The sequence below is a fragment of the Exiguobacterium sp. SH0S1 genome (assembly GCF_004337165.1).
Lineage (GTDB): Bacteria > Bacillota > Bacilli > Exiguobacteriales > Exiguobacteriaceae > Exiguobacterium > Exiguobacterium aurantiacum_A.
This window is the reverse complement of the sequence record NZ_SJVC01000003.1, coordinates 139901-155336: the sequence shown is the minus strand read 5'-3', so window position 1 is coordinate 155336 and position 15436 is coordinate 139901. Positions and strand designations below refer to the sequence as shown.

The window sequence follows — 15436 nt, the reverse complement described above, 5'->3', positions numbered from 1 at the left end:
CAATCGCGTCGAGGCGATTGAGCTTTTTTTCATCCGATGTATTTGACGACCTCGTTGAAGTCGCGGCGCGTCTTCGGCGCGAAATCGCGAGCCCGGTAACCGAACGCGACCATGGCCGAGAGCGACCAGGCCCCGCGTTCCATGACACCTTCTGAAATCAACAGTTCATCAATCTGTTGTTGGTTGAACCCTTCGATCGGACATGAGTCGATCCCGATTTGGGCTGCTGCCGTCATCATGTTGCCGAGCGGGATGTACGTCTGGCGCTTGATCCACTCTTGGAACACTCGCTCGTCGTCTAGCAGACGGTAATCTTGTTCTTGGAACTCCTGCACTCGTTTGATTCGGAGCGCATATTCATCCTCGGTCCGTCCTTGGACGCCCGTGATGATATGGCGCAGATAGTCCGAATCATAGCGCATTTCCTGCGGAGTCCGGGCCAAGATCAAGACGAAATGGCTCGCCGTCAACGCTTGTCCTTGAGCACCCCACGTGTTGTCCTTAATTTTTTGAAGTAAATCTTCGCGACGGACGACGACGAACTGCCACGGCTCGAAGCCGAATGAGCTCGGTGACAACCGTCCCGTCTCCAGGATAAATTCAAAGTCGCTTTCATCAATCTTGCGGTCCGCGTCGAACTCTTTCGTCGCTTGACGCCAACGGTACGCTTCTAAAATATCTTTTTTCTTCACTCAAATCCACTCCCCATTACCAAGATGACTCCATCATATCAAATCGATAAATGAGAAACCGTTCATGAAGATTCTTCAGCGGCAATCGGACGTCTTGGACGTAACGGAACGGTGTCTCATCATTCAAAAAGTGTAAATAATCGTCGGACGGATAGTAGAGGATGATATCGACCGGACGCGGCGAGAGCTCGACCGAGTCGAGGATGTTGGCAACGACTTGGCGGAACACTTGAACCGAGAACGGGTTGAAGAAATAAAATCGGTTCGCCTCAGGTGGGATCATAAACCGTTCGGCATACGCGCACTCGAACTGGACGCTCCCACGCGACCGATGCTTCTTCGTATAGTTGACCCAGTTTTGAAGCGCCTCCTCGTGATAGCCCCCATCCATCTCGACCCCGATGGCGCGGACACGGAACGTGTAGGCGAGATAAAACGGCAACCTCCCTTTCCCGGATCCAAAGTCGACGACCGTGTCCGTCGGCTCGAGCGGATAGGCGTCGCGCAACAAGTCGAGCGCAGCATATGGGGTCGGCTCATAGCGATGGTATTCGACCGAGGTCGGGAAGCCTTGCTGAGGCTTCACCGTCTCGATTTGTAGCAGTCGTTCATATTGTTGTTCAGTCATGAAAGTGTCCCTTCTTGATTTTTTGGAAGAATGAATCATGCAACGCCTCGGCCAAGTCGATTTCGCGATCAAGGTACGGCTGACGCGACATCCAACCTTCCCCGGCATAAAGTGCCAGTGCGACGAAACCACTGCCGAAGACGACTGCCGCGAGCGGACGGCCGTCAAGGAACGCATATAGGCAAATCATGGCGATGATCGTGACGCTAACCCGCAACATCCAATGGCTTCGCCTAATCTGTAACTGATACTGAGTCCACATATGGAGCCAAGCGATTAGGAGAACCGACAAGAAGAATGACAAAATTGAAGCATGTGTCCATCCCCAATCGACGAGCACCGGCCTAAACAACGAAACGACCACACCATATTTAATGATCAGCTTAACGATATGATAGGACAGCGAATAGCGCTTCAACACCTTGATGAGCGCATCGCCGGTGCTTCGCGTGACATCTGCTCGTTCGACCCAAATGAAAAACGTATCGCTGACGACAAGGAGCAGGAAGAGCACCGCCCAAACGAACGCCGAAACGTCGCCGACCCAATCAAGACCACCTTGCCAGCACAAGATATACTGATAACCGAGAAAGAAAAAGAGCGGAAACACGACGTACAATCTGAGCCGCCACGTGTTCCAACGCTTGGCCGCATGGTCCATCACGCGTCGCTTCAATAAATACCGAGCTGTCATCGCACGGCCACATGTTCAACCATTTCAAACAACGTCCTGCTTACCGATTGAATCGAGTCGCGCAGCTGTCGTTTCGCCGCTTCCGTCTCAAAACCGGCGTTCCCGATATGAACATCCATGTGAACCTCCTCGCGACCGATTTGCATCATTTGGCATGGTGCGCTAATGTGGATAAGCATGTGTTCTTGTCTATCTATCATACCATGCCCCAAACATAGCCTTGACAACAAAATCCCCCGTAAAGGAGTAAGTACTATGCAACATTATCTAGCCATCGATATCGGTGGTACGAGTATCAAATACGGAGTCGTCCAAACTGATGGGACACTTCTGTCGAACGACCACGTCCCGACCCCTAAGACGTGGAAAGCATTTCTCGAACAGATCGATGCAATCGTGAACAACACGCAAGCCGCGGGACCGATCCAAGGAATCGCCTTTAGCGCTCCAGGCGCCGTCGATTCGTCGACCGGGGTGATTCACGGCGTTACCGCCCTCCCCTACATTCACGAACAGCCTTTCCTCGAGCCGTTTCAAGACCAGTACAACTTACCCGTCACCGTCCTAAACGACGCGAACGCGGCAGCGCTCGCCGAAGGATGGACCGGGGCCGCCGCTTCTTTGAAACGTTATGCGACAGTCGTCATCGGCACAGGTGTCGGTGGTGCTTTTATCGACTCGAACGAAGTCATGGTCGGTTCACACTTCCATGGCGGCGAGTACGGCTATTGGATTCTTGACCCGAATGCCCCCCACCCGGACGGCACGTGGAGTAAAGTCGGTGCGACGGCCGTTCTCGTGAAGCGGTGCAGTGATCGCCTCGGACTGCCCCTCACCGGCAAAGACGTGTTCGACCTTCAATCGGACTCACGTATCCATGAGGAACTCGAAAACTTCTATCGTTGGAATGCAATCGGACTCTACAATCTCCAGTTCGGGCTCGACCCGGAACGGATTTTGATCGGTGGCGGCATCAGCCGGCGGCCTGAAGTCCGTGACGGCATCAAGCGTCACCTCGATGCGCTCACGGATTCGTTCGGTACGTTCCGGATCGACGTCGAGACGTGCGCCCACTTCAATGAGGCCAACTTGATCGGCGCTGTCCGGTTCCACCTTTTAACGAACTAAAAACAGGGTTTCCATCACCGCTTGGTGAAGGAACCCTGTTTTCTATTGTCTGATGCGGTCCTCATGCAAGTGGTGATACACCTCGTCCCGGATCGCTTGGAGCGTCCGATCATGAACAATCACGTGGGCGCGAATGATGCGGTTCGTCCGCTCATCGATTTTCCGCGTCTCTAGATAGCGATCTAAGATCGGTAAACTGAAGTCATCGATTGGCAAATACGTAATCGGGATCACTTCCTGTCCCGATTTAACGGAGACTTGTATCCCGTTCACGTCAGGAAAGAAGTGCGACTCGTAATACGGCTCGATGATGAGCTCGTCTTTCATCGCGTCCCTTACTTCGGGAATTGTCGTCGGCAAGGCAATAAAGTACACCATCTGATCAAACGAGAACGAGACGTCTTGTAACGAAACGTGCAATGCCGCCGCCTCACGCTTGGCGATGTGACGTAAGATGAATAGATAGCAGTACCGGCTCGACAGCAAGATGGTCCCAACAAAGGCGACCGCCATCATCATGACGCTAAACTCACTCATAGCGTCACCCCTTCCCAGCGACAGACTTGATTTTTCCCGCGTGACTTGGCCGCATAAAGCGCCTGGTCCGCACATTCAATCAACTGTTCGACCGTCTGATCACGAAGCGTATGCTTCGAGGCGACGCCAAAACTGAGCGTCAACTGCCCACCCGGTTGTTGATTCCCGTGCATGAATGTTGTACCGAGCACGGCTGAACGAATCGTTTCGGCCACATACGTCGCTCCGATCTCATCGAATCGCGGGAGCAAGACGACAAACTCTTCGCCGCCGAACCGATACGCCATCTGTTCGTCGGGTACACTTCGGCGAATGACGCTCGCGAGTCGCGTCAACAGTTCGTTCCCCGCCAAATGACCGTTCGTATCGTTATAATGTTTGAAGTGGTCGATGTCCATGACGATGAGCGACAGTTCGTCTTCATCACATTCGCGGAACAATACATCCAAATCTTGCTCGAACGAGCGATGGTTCTTCAAACGAGTCAGTCCGTCACGGAGCGCGAGCGTCTCAATCCGTTGATAAAGCGTCGTCTGATGCAACGCAAGCGATGCCTGTTCCGCGATGGGCCGAACCCCATCGATTTTTTGAGGGGTGATCGGCTTCTTGTTGACGACGTTATCGATGACGAGCAATCCGTACGGGATACCTTGATGATGTAACGGGAAGATCGTGCACTCATCCATCTGTAACTCTGTATGTAATAGTCGTAGGACCGCATCATCGGTGATGCTCGCATAGACGTGTTGCGGTCGGCCCGAGTCGAGCGTCTGTTTAAATACATGATTGGAATTAAATGGGAACGTCATTTTGCGAATTCGCTCGTTCAATTGCTCGTCTTGCGTCGAGTCCGTCTCTTTCTCGTCAATCAATCGTTGAAGGTCATAATGTTGCCGTGTGATTTCTTCCCAAATTTGATACCCTTCTTCGGGATTCATCGGTCCCGTCCCCATGACGCCGTAAATGCTGTCTTTTTCCGGGTCGGCAAAAAAGATGATCGAGCGGTTGAAGCCGAGCCCATGACCTGCCGTCACTGACGTCAAAATCGTCTGGAGGAGACGGTCCGGGTCGAGCGTATCTTGCATCGTGAAGCTGACTTCACGAAACACGTTCAATTGACGAGAACTTGTCGTCAACATCCGTAATCGATCCGATCGTTCCCGTTTCAATTGTTTAATATAACCGAACAAGAGCGCGGCACCAAGTCCGAAAAAGATATAACTGAGCAACAACGGAAACGATAAATCTCCTGATTGGCTATAGACGAGCAACCAACCGACAAGAATGGCGGTCACCATGCCCGTCCATTGAAAACAGATGAGGCCGGTCGCGATGAGCAGCAGCACCGACCAATGTAAATCATAAAAGTCGAACAGAATCCCATGCCAAATCACGACAAGGCTACTCGCCCCAACGAGTAGCCAACGGTTCAAAGATGGGGTCGTCATCAAGCGCAGTACGTTGATGACGAGTGTGATCAGGACGATGCCAACAATCAATAAACCGTATACCATCGCTACCCCTCATTTCGTCAATAATCATCTCTACACGTCTATTATAGAGCGATTATTCAAACGTGGGACAGTTTTCGCCCAATTACTGACCAAACTTTTAAGTTTATTGAAAGATTTTCCAATAGACTTCAACGTTTGTTTTACATCATTATTTCGTGTACTTTAGCACAGTAACGTGAAATGATGGAAGCAATTAACCGAATCAAGTGAGGTGGAAACCTAATGGATTTTTGGATAGACACGCTCTCATCGATCGGGACGTACATGCTGATCGCTGCCGGTGTCAGCGTCGCGATCATTTTGTTGCGGAAAATCACGAAGTCATAACAAAAGGCGGCCGGGGCCGCCTTTTGTTATTCAAATAAAATCCGTTGCATCCGCTCCGGTGCCGCTAAAAAGTCGCGCATGACCCGGACGTGTTCGAGTTCATCGAACGTCGTCGGCGCGAGCCCCGCCTCGACTTCCAAAATCGCCGCGTCCGGATACGACATGAGAATCGGTGAATGGCTCGCGATGATGAATTGGCTCCCGGCCTGCACGAGCTCATGCATCCGGGCGAGCATCGTCAATTGACGCATCGGCGACAACGCGGCCTCCGGCTCGTCTAAAATATAGAGGCCCGCGCCCCGGAAACGGTGGAGCATGAGCGACAAGAACGCTTCCCCGTGCGACTGCTCATGGAGTGAGCGACCGCCATACGATTCGTAAAATCGTTCAGGGTCTGGACTCGATCGCGCTATTTCGTCCACGTAACTTGATAGCTGATACGCCGTCTCGGCCCGGAGGAAAAAACCGTCCTTCGGGCGATACGCACTACGAATTGGGCGCAACGCCTCGAACAGCGGGCTATGCGTCGACTCGGTCTCAAAGCGGAACGTCGTCGCCCCGCCTTCCGGATTGAATCCGGCGGCAATCGCCATCCCTTCGATCAACGTCGACTTGCCGCTGCCGTTTTCCCCGACTAAAAACGTGACCGGCTTCGTCAACGTCAATTCGTCAAACGCTTCAAAAATCGGGAGCGAAAACGGATACCCTGGCGTTTCGATCCGATCTCGTTCTAAGCGGACACCTCGTAAAAATAAGTTCAATCCCATTCGATCCAAAAAATCGCCCCCTCGTTTGATTCGACCCCGTAATTGAGTTGCTGCGCTTCAAGCAACAACTTGTTGATGGCGAGTCCAAGACCGTGTCCGTTCGACCGGTCACCTTTGACGTACATATCCCATACGCTCGCACGCATCCTATCATCGAGCCCCGGACCTTGATCCTCGATCTCGAGTCGGTTTCCGACAATTCTGATTGTGATGACGCCACCGTCGGGACTCACCTGGTAGGCGTTATGAAGAAAGTTGGACAACACCCGTTCCATCGCCGTTTGGTCGGCTTGTAGCGTGACCGCTTCGAGTTCGAGTTGGACGGTGACTTGTTTATGCCGGAACCAGTCTTCCATTCGTGCCACCGTCTCACGAACGAGTCCGTCCAATCGGATCGGCTCGATCTGGAGCGGCAGACTTCGTGACGATAACTTCGAGTACTCGAGCATTTGCGTGACGAGACGATCGATCCGGTCAACTTCTTCGGTCATGCTCCGTCCTGTCGATGAGACGTCTTCTGGCTTGACGACGCCGAGCTCGAGCATCTCTGCCTCGTTGCGAACGATGGCGAGCGGTGTCCGAACATCGTGTGTGACCCCAGAGATGAACGTCTTTTGCAGCGTCTCTTTTTCTTGAAGCGCACGATTCATCTGATCGACCGCTTCCGTCAAATCACCGATTTCATCGTCTGTGACCGGCGGCAAGTTGATTGTGTGTGTTCCTGCCATGATCGCCGTTGCCGCTTGTTTCAATTGGACGAGCGGTGACGTCAAGCGCCGCCCCATCCAATACGTCACGCCTATCGCCGCGACGAGGGCGAGCAGGAAGCCACTCCCGAGAATCATATAGATTTGACGGAACTGGGGATTCGCTAGCGGCGCATTCGTATACGTCACGATTTGAATGTCTCCTTCTTCTCGTAAAAACGTCAAGAGACGCGTACCGTTTACGCTGACTTGATCGCGTGCCGCTAATGCGTCCGGGTTCAGCGTCGGTGTCATCTGTCGCCGCATCCGTCCGCCTCGGTCAAGATCGATCGGTTCGCCGTCTTGAAACACGAGGACGTTGAGCTGTCCCGGTATGCCTCGCCCTTCAGCTAATGCGTCATAGACGATGTCCGCTTCACGCTCGAGCTGGGCGTAGCTTTCCGTCTCGGCAAAGCGGCCGATCAAGAGCGACGTGAGTCCGAACGTGAGCACGGCCATGACCACGAGCGGGAGAATGGCGGTCCACAACAACTTTTTCATCAACCGGTTCATCACACGTCCTCCAATCGATAACCGACCCGATGCACCGTCTTCAACTGCCGTTTGATCGTCTTGGACTTGTCGCGGAGCTGTTTAACGTGCGTGTCGACCGTCCTCGTGTCACCGACGAACGTATAGTCCCACACGTCGTCGAGCAATCGGTTCCGGTCAAGCGCTTCCCCGATATGCTTCATGAAATAGAGCAACAGTTCGTACTCCTTATTGGCCAATCGAATCGGTTTCCCGTCTTCCGTCACCGTCCGTGATTTTTCATCCACTTTCAGATCACCGAACACGATGCCATCCGTCTGCTTGACGAGACGCTTCAATCGAATCTCGAGCTCCTTCAAGACGATCGGTTTGACCAAATAGTCGTCAGCACCGAGCTCAAGACCGAACACCCGGTCATCGGCTTCCCCGCGTGCCGTCGTCAACACGATGGCCGGCCGCGGCTGAAGTGTCTGTAATCTCGGAATGAGCGTCCATCCTTCCCCGTCCGGCAGGCGAACGTCGAGCAGTACCGCATCGAACGGCTGATCAAGCAGTCGTTTCGCCTCGGCGAGTGTCCTCGCCACGCTGACAGTAAAGCCCGCGTACGTCAAAAAACGGGCCATCCCGTCCGCTAGCTTCTGTTCATCTTCCACTACGAGCACGTTCATCTGTATCGCCTCCACTCCCATTATATCGCATCAAGAAAGCATCCCATCGTTTCCCAAATACAATTTGCAAAAACCTTGCAACTCCCTCACAACTTGCCGGCGGGCAAGATTTACACTTGAGGTAGTAAAAGGAGGAGATATACATGAAATCATCAAAATTAGCACTCGCTTTGGCCGGTCTGCTTGCCGTCTCGGGCACAGGCGTCTACGCAGCCACGAACGAGACGACGACAACTGAAACGACAGAATCGACGGAAGCTTCGACGCAATGCGAACGCGGTGAACGTGGTGAACGCGGCATGTTCGGAGACCGGGCAGCCGGACAAGCGGCGTTGCTTGAGGCGCTCGGTTTGACCGAAGCCGAGGTCGAAGCAGCACGTGAAGAAGGACAGTCGCTTCCTGAGCTCGCGGAAGAGAAAGGCATCACGGTCGACGCATTCATTGACGCGATCATCGCCTCACACGAAGTGAAACTTGATGCAGCGGTCGAGAACGGTAATTTGACGCAAGCGGAAGCCGACGCGATTTTAGCTGAACATGAGGAGCGATTCGCCGACGTGACAAGCTATGACGACCTAGACATGCAAGGACCGGGAGGCAGAGGTCGACACGGTCACGGGTCGCATCACGGTGGCCAATTCGGTGGTCCAAACCAAGACGACAATACACCTTCAACAGATGACAATGTAGAAAATCAGAGTACAAATTCACTGTAAGCAAAAAGGCAACCAGAGATGGTTGCCTTTTTAGATAAACAGCAATAGCAGCGCATAACCGGCAAGACCGATGGCAAAGGCACGAAAACTGCTGTCACGCTCTTCGGGTAACTCTTCTTTCATGACGTTCAAGATGATGCCACCGGCCAAAAAGGCGACAATCATCGACAGCGTGACTCCATGGAGCGCTGAAAACGCCCCGACACTCCAGCCGACGAGCACCGCGAGTGAAAGCAACAAACGTCCCCGCTCGTCATATAACTGTTGATGGTGGTGTCTCAACCCTTGATCGACCGTGATGAAATGAATCCCTAACGCGAGAAAGTAGAGCGTCATCGCCCAGACCGTGTCGAACTCACTCTCTGCGAGCACATACCCGATGCTAAAATTGTAAAAGATGAACAGCGCCATATGAATCCAAAACACGCTTCCTTCATCTCGTTTTTTCATTTGGGATGCCAATCGCTCCAATCTGTAAAAAACGGCCAAACCGAACATACTAACGATGAGGATATGATTCTCGATCGAGGCGAACAGACCGCTCCCGAGATGTCCTTCGAGCTCGCGTTGGTATTCATTCAATTCAGGCAAGAGATGCAAGAACACGTAAGCGACGGCGACGCCACCGGCGAGCGACAAGAAGCGGCTCCGTGGCGTCTCGCGCACGTGAATCAGTTGACCTGAGAAGTAGTGGATCAAGGCAAATCCGATGGCAAACAACAAACTTAACCAAAACATCTAGTCCACCTCCGACACATTACCCGACAGCCGGACGTTTCGTCATGACTCTCGGTCCTTGGTCCTTACCCGAGCGCTTAAGGTCATACACTTTTTAGTCTCCACGTTCGGCGCGTTGCCGTGCCCGAATCTCTTTTTCAACACGACGCAACGCTTTCTTCGAGCCACGCTCAAAATCATGCGCCTCTTTGCGCTCTCGATAGTCTACGAACAACGTCTCTAAGTCATAACCCGCCGGATAGAGATCAACCGCCTGCGCTTCAAGCCGGACGCGTCGCAACGGATGGTCGCTGAACGTCCCTTCTGCATAAACCGTGACATGTCGCCCAGAATCGTCCGTCGCATAGACGAGCCCGACTTGATTCGTCTCGAGTAACCGGACGCGATCTCCTTTTTCAAATTGCTGGATCAGTTCCGGTTTCGCATTCACCACTTCTTGTGTCAGCTTCGAAGTGTCGACGAGTGTCTGGTCGTATACTTTTTCTTTCATATAACGTGACGCCTGTTTCAAAATCGCTTCGGGCAGCTTCATTTTCCGGGCAATGAACAACGCGTTGCTGTCACCGGACTGACCGATCAACAACCGATACTTCGGCTCGAGCGTGTCCGGGTCGAACTGCATCGCCGCGTTCATGAAGTCCGGATGCGCCTCGGAATACGCTTTGATTTCCCCGTAATGGGTCGAGGCGACGACGAGACAGCCGCGCTTGTACGCCTCTTCTAAAATCGCGATGGCGAGCGCCGCGCCTTCGTTCGGTTCGGTCCCACTCCCAATTTCGTCAAATAAGAGCAGCGATCGCTTGCCGGCCCGCTGCATGATCGTCGCCACGTTATTCATGTGGGCCGAGAACGTGCTGAGGGCAGAACCCATATCTTGATTGTCACCGATATCGACGAACACGTCGTCAAACGTCGAGATGTCCGTGTCGGGATGAGCCGGAATGTGCAGACCGCTCATCGTCATTAAAGTAAGCAAGCCGATCGTCTTCAAGACGACCGTTTTCCCGCCGGCGTTCGGTCCGGTGATGATGAGTCCGCGGTACGTCTCGCCGAGCGAGAAGTCGAGCGGGACCGCCCCATCAAGCAACGGGTGCCGGACTTGTCGCAAACGAATTTTCCCGGTCCCGTTCACGCGTGGCGAAATTCCTTCGATCGTCTGGCTATACTTCCCTTTGGCGAATACCATGTCGTACTGGGCGATGACGTCGAGCGTCGTCTCAATCGCCGGTAACGCTTCGGCTACCATACCGGTCAGCGTCGCGAGCACTTGATAGATTTCAACCGCTTCCTCGGTCCGTTTGACGGCGAGTTCCGCGTTCAGCTTGCTGATCGCTTCCGGCTCGATGAACACGGTCGTCCCCCGGTTCGACGTATCGATGATCGTCCCGGCGACTTTATGTTTGTACGACGCCTTGATTGGGATCGTGAATCGGTCCTGCTTCTTCGTCACAAACGCGTCTTGAATCGCTTCACGGTTGGCCGCGCTCTTCAAAAATTTAGTCAACCGCTCCTCGATCCGTCCTTCGAGAATATCGATTTGCTTCCGAGTCCGTTTCAGTTCTTTTGACGCCTCATCGACGACGCGTCCGGCCCGGATCGACCGAACGATTTCTTCTTCGATCGAGCGCCTTTCACTCATCTCGTCCGCGTACAGAGATAACAACGGTGCAAAGAACGTCTGCTCGGCCATGAATCGTTTCAGTTTGCGGGCCCCGCGGAAAAATTCGGCGACGGCTTCAAGTTCACTCGCCTCGAGCTGGATGCCACGACTGATTTTCCCGATGAGCGGTTCCATGTCGGACACCCCGATGAACGGGACGTGCGACGAGGCGTCTAGAATGGATCGTGCCTCCGACGTCTCTTGCAGTCGTTTCTTCACCGTTTGTAAATGGCTCGTCGGTTGTTGATTTCTGAGCAACTTGCGACCGAACCCGCTGATGCAGTAGCGTTCGACTCGTTGGATGAGTTCAGTATATTGTAGTTTTTCTAACGTTTGTTCGTTCATGGTGATCTCTCCTTTAAATAGGGTGGAGATACTGCGCAAACAAAAAGCGTCGGTCGATGACGACCAACGCAAAAAGACAGACCGGTGTCTGGCAGTTTATGATGGGCGGTATCCGTAACAGAACATGAAGGCATGACAAAAACACGCGTCATCCTACGTTTTTCAGTTCGTTAGGCAGATACGACCTCACTCATCAACATGCAACACCTTTCACTTAAGATTCGTCTTCACTATACAACAAATTTCAGAATAAGTACATTTTTAGATAGCGCTTACAAATTAGGTCTTGTCTTCTTTTAGATAGCGTGCTATGTTGAGACAGAAGAAACGAATATTGATCACATGTGACTGATTCGATCAGGCATGGGGTAAGACGAAAGGCTCACGCCACCCGTCTATACTCCATGCCTGTTTTGTTTTTTCACAATCATTTTCGCAGGGAAAGGATGAAGTGAACATGTTATTGAATAAGTGGATGAAGAGACATACACTGACACTTTATGCACCCATGGAAGGAGACATCATTCCACTTGAGCAAGTGGCCGACCCCGTCTTCAGCGAGAAGATGATGGGCGACGGAATCGCCATTAAGCCGACAAACGGGACAGTCGTCGCACCGGCTAATGGAACGATCGTCCAAGTCGCACCGACGAAGCACGCCATCGGCATCCGGACGGAAGACGGAGCTGAGATTTTGATTCACGTCGGGTTAGACACGGTCGAACTTTCAGGAGACCCGTTCACAGTCCACGTCACTGTCGGTGACCATGTTGACGTCGGACATCCTTTGTTGACAGCGGACTTGGAGCAGATTCATCAAGCCGGGAAGGACACGGTCACTCCGATGATCGTCACGAACGGAAGCGACTTACCTCACCCCTACTCGTTCCACGCGGGCGGGCCCTCGCTTTCCGGAAAGACTGTCGTCGCTCAAGCGGAACAATGACTCCTCGATAGGAGGACACATGTTAAAAATCAAAAAAATCTTAAACAACAACGCGGTCATCGTCTCGGACGAAGGTGAAGAAAAGATCGCCATCGGACCGGGCGTCGCCTTTAAAAAAGGGCGCAACGACATCGTCAATCCACATAAAATCGAAAAACTATTCGTCATGTCGGAAAACGATAAGTTTCAACAACTGCTCAGCCGCATCCCGGTCGATCACTTCACCATTTCCGAAGAAATTATCACGCATGCGGAGAAGCGGCTCGAGACGACGTTCAATGAGCACATCCACGTCGTCCTGACTGATCATATCTCGTTTGCCATCGAGCGTGAAGAAGAAGGGATCTCGCTTCGGAACAAGCTGTTGAACGAGATCAAAATTTTGTATCGCAACGAATATGAGATCGGGCTCTGGGCGCTGCAACTGATTGAGGACAAAATTGGGTTGAAGATGCCGAAAGACGAAGCGGCTTTCATCGCGCTCCATATCCATACACTCAAAGTGAAAGGAGGTGATTTGCGCAAGACGGTCAAACAGACGACGATCGTAAGAGACATGATTCAATCGATTTCACGACGACTCGACCTATCTATCGAAGAAGATGACTTATCCTATCAACGCTTATTAACCCATTTACGATTCGTCATGGATCGGGTCAACCATTACGATCATCACACGATTGACGAGGACATGCTTCAGATGATTCAAACAAAATTCTCGTCCGCTTACGCGTGTGCGTCTGACGTCGCAACTGAAATGGAAAACTTATACGGCATCGTTTTGCCCGAGTCAGAGCTTGGTTACATCACGCTCCACATTCAACGTCTGCAAGATCAACACCAACAAAAAGGAGGACATTTACAATGATGAACTTTTTACAACGTCTTGGACGCTCCCTCATGTTGCCGGTTGCGGTACTTCCGGCAGCGGCCATCCTCATGGGCATCGGTTACTGGATTGACCCATCAGGTTGGGGATCTGGTAACGTTGCAGCCGCCTTTCTCATCAAAGCCGGTGCAGCCATCATCGATAACATTCCAATTCTCTTCGCTGTCGGGGTCGGATTAGGGATGGCGAAAAACCGTGACGGTTCGGCCGCACTAAGTGGGCTTGTCGCGTTCCTTACTATCACGACACTGCTTTCTGCAGGGTCAGTCGCCCTCTTCCAAAGCATCGATGTTGAAGCCGTCAATCCGGCATTTAATAGAATCGAGAACGCGTTCATCGGAATTTTATCAGGTCTCGTCGCCGCGTCCATGTATAATCGCTTTAGTCACGTACAGCTTCCTGACGCCCTCGCTTTCTTCAGCGGCAAACGTCTCGTACCGATCATGACGGCGTTCTCGATGATTCTCGTCTCGATCGCCCTTTACTTCATCTGGCCAGTCGTCTACACAGGACTCGTCGGATTCGGTGAAACAATCTCTAAAATGGGCGCAATCGGGGCCGGACTTTACGGATTCTTCAACCGTCTGTTGATCCCGACAGGTCTTCACCACGCCTTGAACTCTGTCTTCTGGTTTGACGTTGCCGACATCAACGATATCGGTAACTTCTGGTCGGGTGAAGGTGAGAAAGGGATTACAGGTCGCTATCAAGCTGGATTCTTCCCAATCATGATGTTCGGTCTCCCGGCAGCAGCACTCGCGATGTACCACACGGCGAAAACGAAACGTAAAAAACAAGCGGCTTCGCTCCTTCTCGCCGCAGCGTTCGCTTCATTCTTCACAGGTGTCACGGAACCGCTCGAGTTCTCGTTCATGTTCCTCGCACCAGTTCTTTACCTTGTCCACGCGGTCTTGACAGGTGTGTCGCTCTTTATCGCCGCCACGTTCCAATGGACAGCAGGTTTTACTTTTAGCGCCGGTTTCGTCGACTTCTTCCTCAGCTCGCGGCTACCGCTCGCGAACCAACCGTATATGTTAATCGTTCAAGGTCTCGTCTTTGCTGTAATTTACTACTTCGTCTTCCGTTTCATGATCGTCAAATTTAACTTGGCGACACCAGGTCGCGAGTCGGACGAAGAGGTTGATGCAGTCGCGACAGAAATAGCTCCTGAAGGTGACACGAAAACGGCACCAGTCGCAGCAGGTGGTCAGTACTCTGCGATGGCAGCCATGATTTATGACGGTCTCGGTGGTGACCAAAACGTCACCGGTATCGAATCGTGTGTCACACGTCTCCGTGTCGACGTCAAAGACATGGACACGGTCGATCAAACGCAAATTAAGAAAGCGGGCATCCCAGGAATTAAAGTCGTCAGCCCGACCCATATTCAAGTCATCGTCGGGACGAACGTTCAATTCGTCCTCGAAGAGATTGAAAAACTCCGGAGCAACCGCGCCGGATGACGAACGAAAGCCACCTCGCTATGGAGGTGGCTTTTTACTGTCTTTGCTCATACGTTTTGTAGAACTTAATAAAAAAATAAAGAAAAACCCATGGCAATACGTATGTCGTTGTCCACACGAATAGCTCAACGAGTAGTCGCCACGGGTTATATCCGAAAAATCCGAGTATAGACAGCCCAATGAACAGCGCCAGTCCTATCCCTATGTACTTGGTCAACGTCTTAATCTTAACTCACTCCTCTTCCAATTTCCCTTCATAATGTCATATGAAAAATCGGACATGTTCATGACCGAACCATAGCCAAGCCTGACTTTTGATCATGTGAGTGTATCCGCTTAGCTCTTCTTTTTGACTGACATCAACATCAGTGAAACCGTGATGGCATAAATCAATAAAAATATGACGATGCCTAGCTCGAGTGCCGACTCAAACATGGGGTCCCCTCCAATCCATCCTCTTTTTACTATCATTCCCATTCAACATCG

At 52.1% G+C, this 15436-nt stretch carries 16 protein-coding genes; 5 read left to right on the top strand and 11 right to left on the bottom strand.

What is annotated here, in order from left to right; genetic code table 11:
* Positions 1 to 29: 29 nt before the first annotated feature.
* The 4 genes from EVJ20_RS09860 to EVJ20_RS15350 are packed head-to-tail and all read right to left on the bottom strand — an operon-like array spanning position 30 to position 2133.
* Entirely contained in the window at positions 30 to 692 is a 663-nt protein-coding gene (locus EVJ20_RS09860; RefSeq protein ID WP_070328085.1) for an NAD(P)H-dependent oxidoreductase, read from the bottom strand.
* A 16-nt stretch (positions 693 to 708) separates the two neighbouring features.
* Complete coding sequence (locus tag EVJ20_RS09855) at positions 709 to 1320, bottom strand: class I SAM-dependent methyltransferase (RefSeq protein WP_070328084.1); 612 nt, start codon at positions 1318 to 1320, stop codon at positions 709 to 711.
* On the bottom strand, positions 1313 to 2014 hold the full coding sequence (locus EVJ20_RS09850; protein WP_131508092.1) for an ABC transporter permease: 702 nt from the start codon (positions 2012 to 2014) through the stop codon (positions 1313 to 1315). Before EVJ20_RS09850 ends, EVJ20_RS09855 begins: the two co-directional genes overlap by 8 nt.
* Entirely contained in the window at positions 2011 to 2133 is a 123-nt protein-coding gene (locus EVJ20_RS15350) for a hypothetical protein (RefSeq protein ID WP_255417728.1), read from the bottom strand. Before EVJ20_RS15350 ends, EVJ20_RS09850 begins: the two co-directional genes overlap by 4 nt.
* A gap of 136 nt (positions 2134 to 2269) precedes the next feature.
* Between EVJ20_RS15350 and EVJ20_RS09845 the strand changes: the two genes are divergently transcribed.
* Positions 2270 to 3142: an ROK family protein gene (locus tag EVJ20_RS09845; RefSeq protein WP_161568109.1), complete on the top strand. Its 873-nt coding sequence runs from the start codon at positions 2270 to 2272 to the stop codon at positions 3140 to 3142.
* A gap of 42 nt (positions 3143 to 3184) precedes the next feature.
* Here the strand turns inward: EVJ20_RS09845 and EVJ20_RS09840 are convergent, their stop codons facing one another.
* From EVJ20_RS09840 to EVJ20_RS09820, 5 genes are all read right to left on the bottom strand, one after another.
* Positions 3185 to 3679, bottom strand: coding sequence for a hypothetical protein (locus EVJ20_RS09840; RefSeq protein ID WP_131505127.1), 495 nt, complete (start codon positions 3677 to 3679; stop codon positions 3185 to 3187).
* Entirely contained in the window at positions 3676 to 5193 is a 1518-nt protein-coding gene (locus EVJ20_RS09835) for a diguanylate cyclase (RefSeq protein ID WP_131465848.1), read from the bottom strand. Before EVJ20_RS09835 ends, EVJ20_RS09840 begins: the two co-directional genes overlap by 4 nt.
* A gap of 353 nt (positions 5194 to 5546) precedes the next feature.
* On the bottom strand, positions 5547 to 6287 hold the full coding sequence (locus EVJ20_RS09830; RefSeq protein WP_131490630.1) for an AAA family ATPase: 741 nt from the start codon (positions 6285 to 6287) through the stop codon (positions 5547 to 5549).
* The gene (locus EVJ20_RS09825) at positions 6278 to 7546 is read right to left on the bottom strand and encodes a HAMP domain-containing sensor histidine kinase (protein WP_131465846.1); all 1269 of its coding nucleotides are present in this window, start codon (positions 7544 to 7546) and stop codon (positions 6278 to 6280) included. Before EVJ20_RS09825 ends, EVJ20_RS09830 begins: the two co-directional genes overlap by 10 nt.
* A complete protein-coding gene (locus EVJ20_RS09820; protein ID WP_070328077.1) occupies positions 7546 to 8193 on the bottom strand; it encodes a response regulator transcription factor in 648 nt (215 codons plus the stop codon). The genes EVJ20_RS09825 and EVJ20_RS09820 overlap by 1 nt, the downstream gene beginning before the upstream one ends.
* Positions 8194 to 8336: 143 nt before the next feature.
* Here EVJ20_RS09820 and EVJ20_RS09815 point away from each other — a divergent pair, with 143 nt between their 5' ends.
* Positions 8337 to 8909 (top strand): hypothetical protein, encoded by a 573-nt coding sequence (locus tag EVJ20_RS09815; protein ID WP_131470233.1) that lies wholly within the window; start codon positions 8337 to 8339, stop codon positions 8907 to 8909.
* Positions 8910 to 8939: 30 nt separating this feature from the next.
* Here EVJ20_RS09815 and EVJ20_RS09810 read toward each other — a convergent pair whose 3' ends face one another.
* A complete protein-coding gene (locus EVJ20_RS09810; RefSeq protein ID WP_131508088.1) occupies positions 8940 to 9647 on the bottom strand; it encodes a hypothetical protein in 708 nt (235 codons plus the stop codon).
* Between the two features lie 94 nt (positions 9648 to 9741).
* A complete protein-coding gene (locus EVJ20_RS09805) occupies positions 9742 to 11652 on the bottom strand; it encodes an endonuclease MutS2 (protein ID WP_131508086.1) in 1911 nt (636 codons plus the stop codon).
* A 457-nt stretch (positions 11653 to 12109) separates the two neighbouring features.
* On the opposite strand from EVJ20_RS09805, the gene EVJ20_RS09800 reads away from it, so the two are divergent.
* Genes EVJ20_RS09800 through nagE form a run of 3 tightly spaced genes read left to right on the top strand, consistent with a single transcriptional unit; the run spans position 12110 to position 14950 of the window.
* Complete coding sequence (locus EVJ20_RS09800) at positions 12110 to 12598, top strand: PTS sugar transporter subunit IIA (RefSeq protein ID WP_236636367.1); 489 nt, start codon at positions 12110 to 12112, stop codon at positions 12596 to 12598.
* A gap of 19 nt (positions 12599 to 12617) precedes the next feature.
* The gene (locus EVJ20_RS09795; protein ID WP_131508084.1) at positions 12618 to 13466 is read left to right on the top strand and encodes a PRD domain-containing protein; all 849 of its coding nucleotides are present in this window, start codon (positions 12618 to 12620) and stop codon (positions 13464 to 13466) included.
* Entirely contained in the window at positions 13463 to 14950 is a 1488-nt protein-coding gene (nagE, locus tag EVJ20_RS09790; RefSeq protein WP_131508082.1) for an N-acetylglucosamine-specific PTS transporter subunit IIBC, read from the top strand. Before EVJ20_RS09795 ends, nagE begins: the two co-directional genes overlap by 4 nt.
* The last annotated feature ends 486 nt before the right edge of the window (positions 14951 to 15436 follow it).

Coding starts and splice junctions, on each gene's coding strand:
- EVJ20_RS09855 (WP_070328084.1), bottom strand. CDS start 1,320: ATGACTGAACAACAATATGAACGACTGCTACAAATCGAGACGGTGAAG.
- EVJ20_RS09850 (WP_131508092.1), bottom strand. CDS start 2,014: ATGACAGCTCGGTATTTATTGAAGCGACGCGTGATGGACCATGCGGCC.
- EVJ20_RS15350 (WP_255417728.1), bottom strand. CDS start 2,133: ATGGATGTTCATATCGGGAACGCCGGTTTTGAGACGGAAGCGGCGAAA.
- EVJ20_RS09845 (WP_161568109.1), top strand. CDS start 2,270: ATGCAACATTATCTAGCCATCGATATCGGTGGTACGAGTATCAAATAC.
- EVJ20_RS09840 (WP_131505127.1), bottom strand. CDS start 3,679: ATGAGTGAGTTTAGCGTCATGATGATGGCGGTCGCCTTTGTTGGGACC.
- EVJ20_RS09835 (WP_131465848.1), bottom strand. CDS start 5,193: ATGGTATACGGTTTATTGATTGTTGGCATCGTCCTGATCACACTCGTC.
- EVJ20_RS09830 (WP_131490630.1), bottom strand. CDS start 6,287: ATGGGATTGAACTTATTTTTACGAGGTGTCCGCTTAGAACGAGATCGG.
- EVJ20_RS09825 (WP_131465846.1), bottom strand. CDS start 7,546: ATGAACCGGTTGATGAAAAAGTTGTTGTGGACCGCCATTCTCCCGCTC.
- EVJ20_RS09820 (WP_070328077.1), bottom strand. CDS start 8,193: ATGAACGTGCTCGTAGTGGAAGATGAACAGAAGCTAGCGGACGGGATG.
- EVJ20_RS09815 (WP_131470233.1), top strand. CDS start 8,337: ATGAAATCATCAAAATTAGCACTCGCTTTGGCCGGTCTGCTTGCCGTC.
- EVJ20_RS09810 (WP_131508088.1), bottom strand. CDS start 9,647: ATGTTTTGGTTAAGTTTGTTGTTTGCCATCGGATTTGCCTTGATCCAC.
- EVJ20_RS09805 (WP_131508086.1), bottom strand. CDS start 11,652: ATGAACGAACAAACGTTAGAAAAACTACAATATACTGAACTCATCCAA.
- EVJ20_RS09800 (WP_236636367.1), top strand. CDS start 12,110: ATGTTATTGAATAAGTGGATGAAGAGACATACACTGACACTTTATGCA.
- EVJ20_RS09795 (WP_131508084.1), top strand. CDS start 12,618: ATGTTAAAAATCAAAAAAATCTTAAACAACAACGCGGTCATCGTCTCG.
- nagE (WP_131508082.1), top strand. CDS start 13,463: ATGATGAACTTTTTACAACGTCTTGGACGCTCCCTCATGTTGCCGGTT.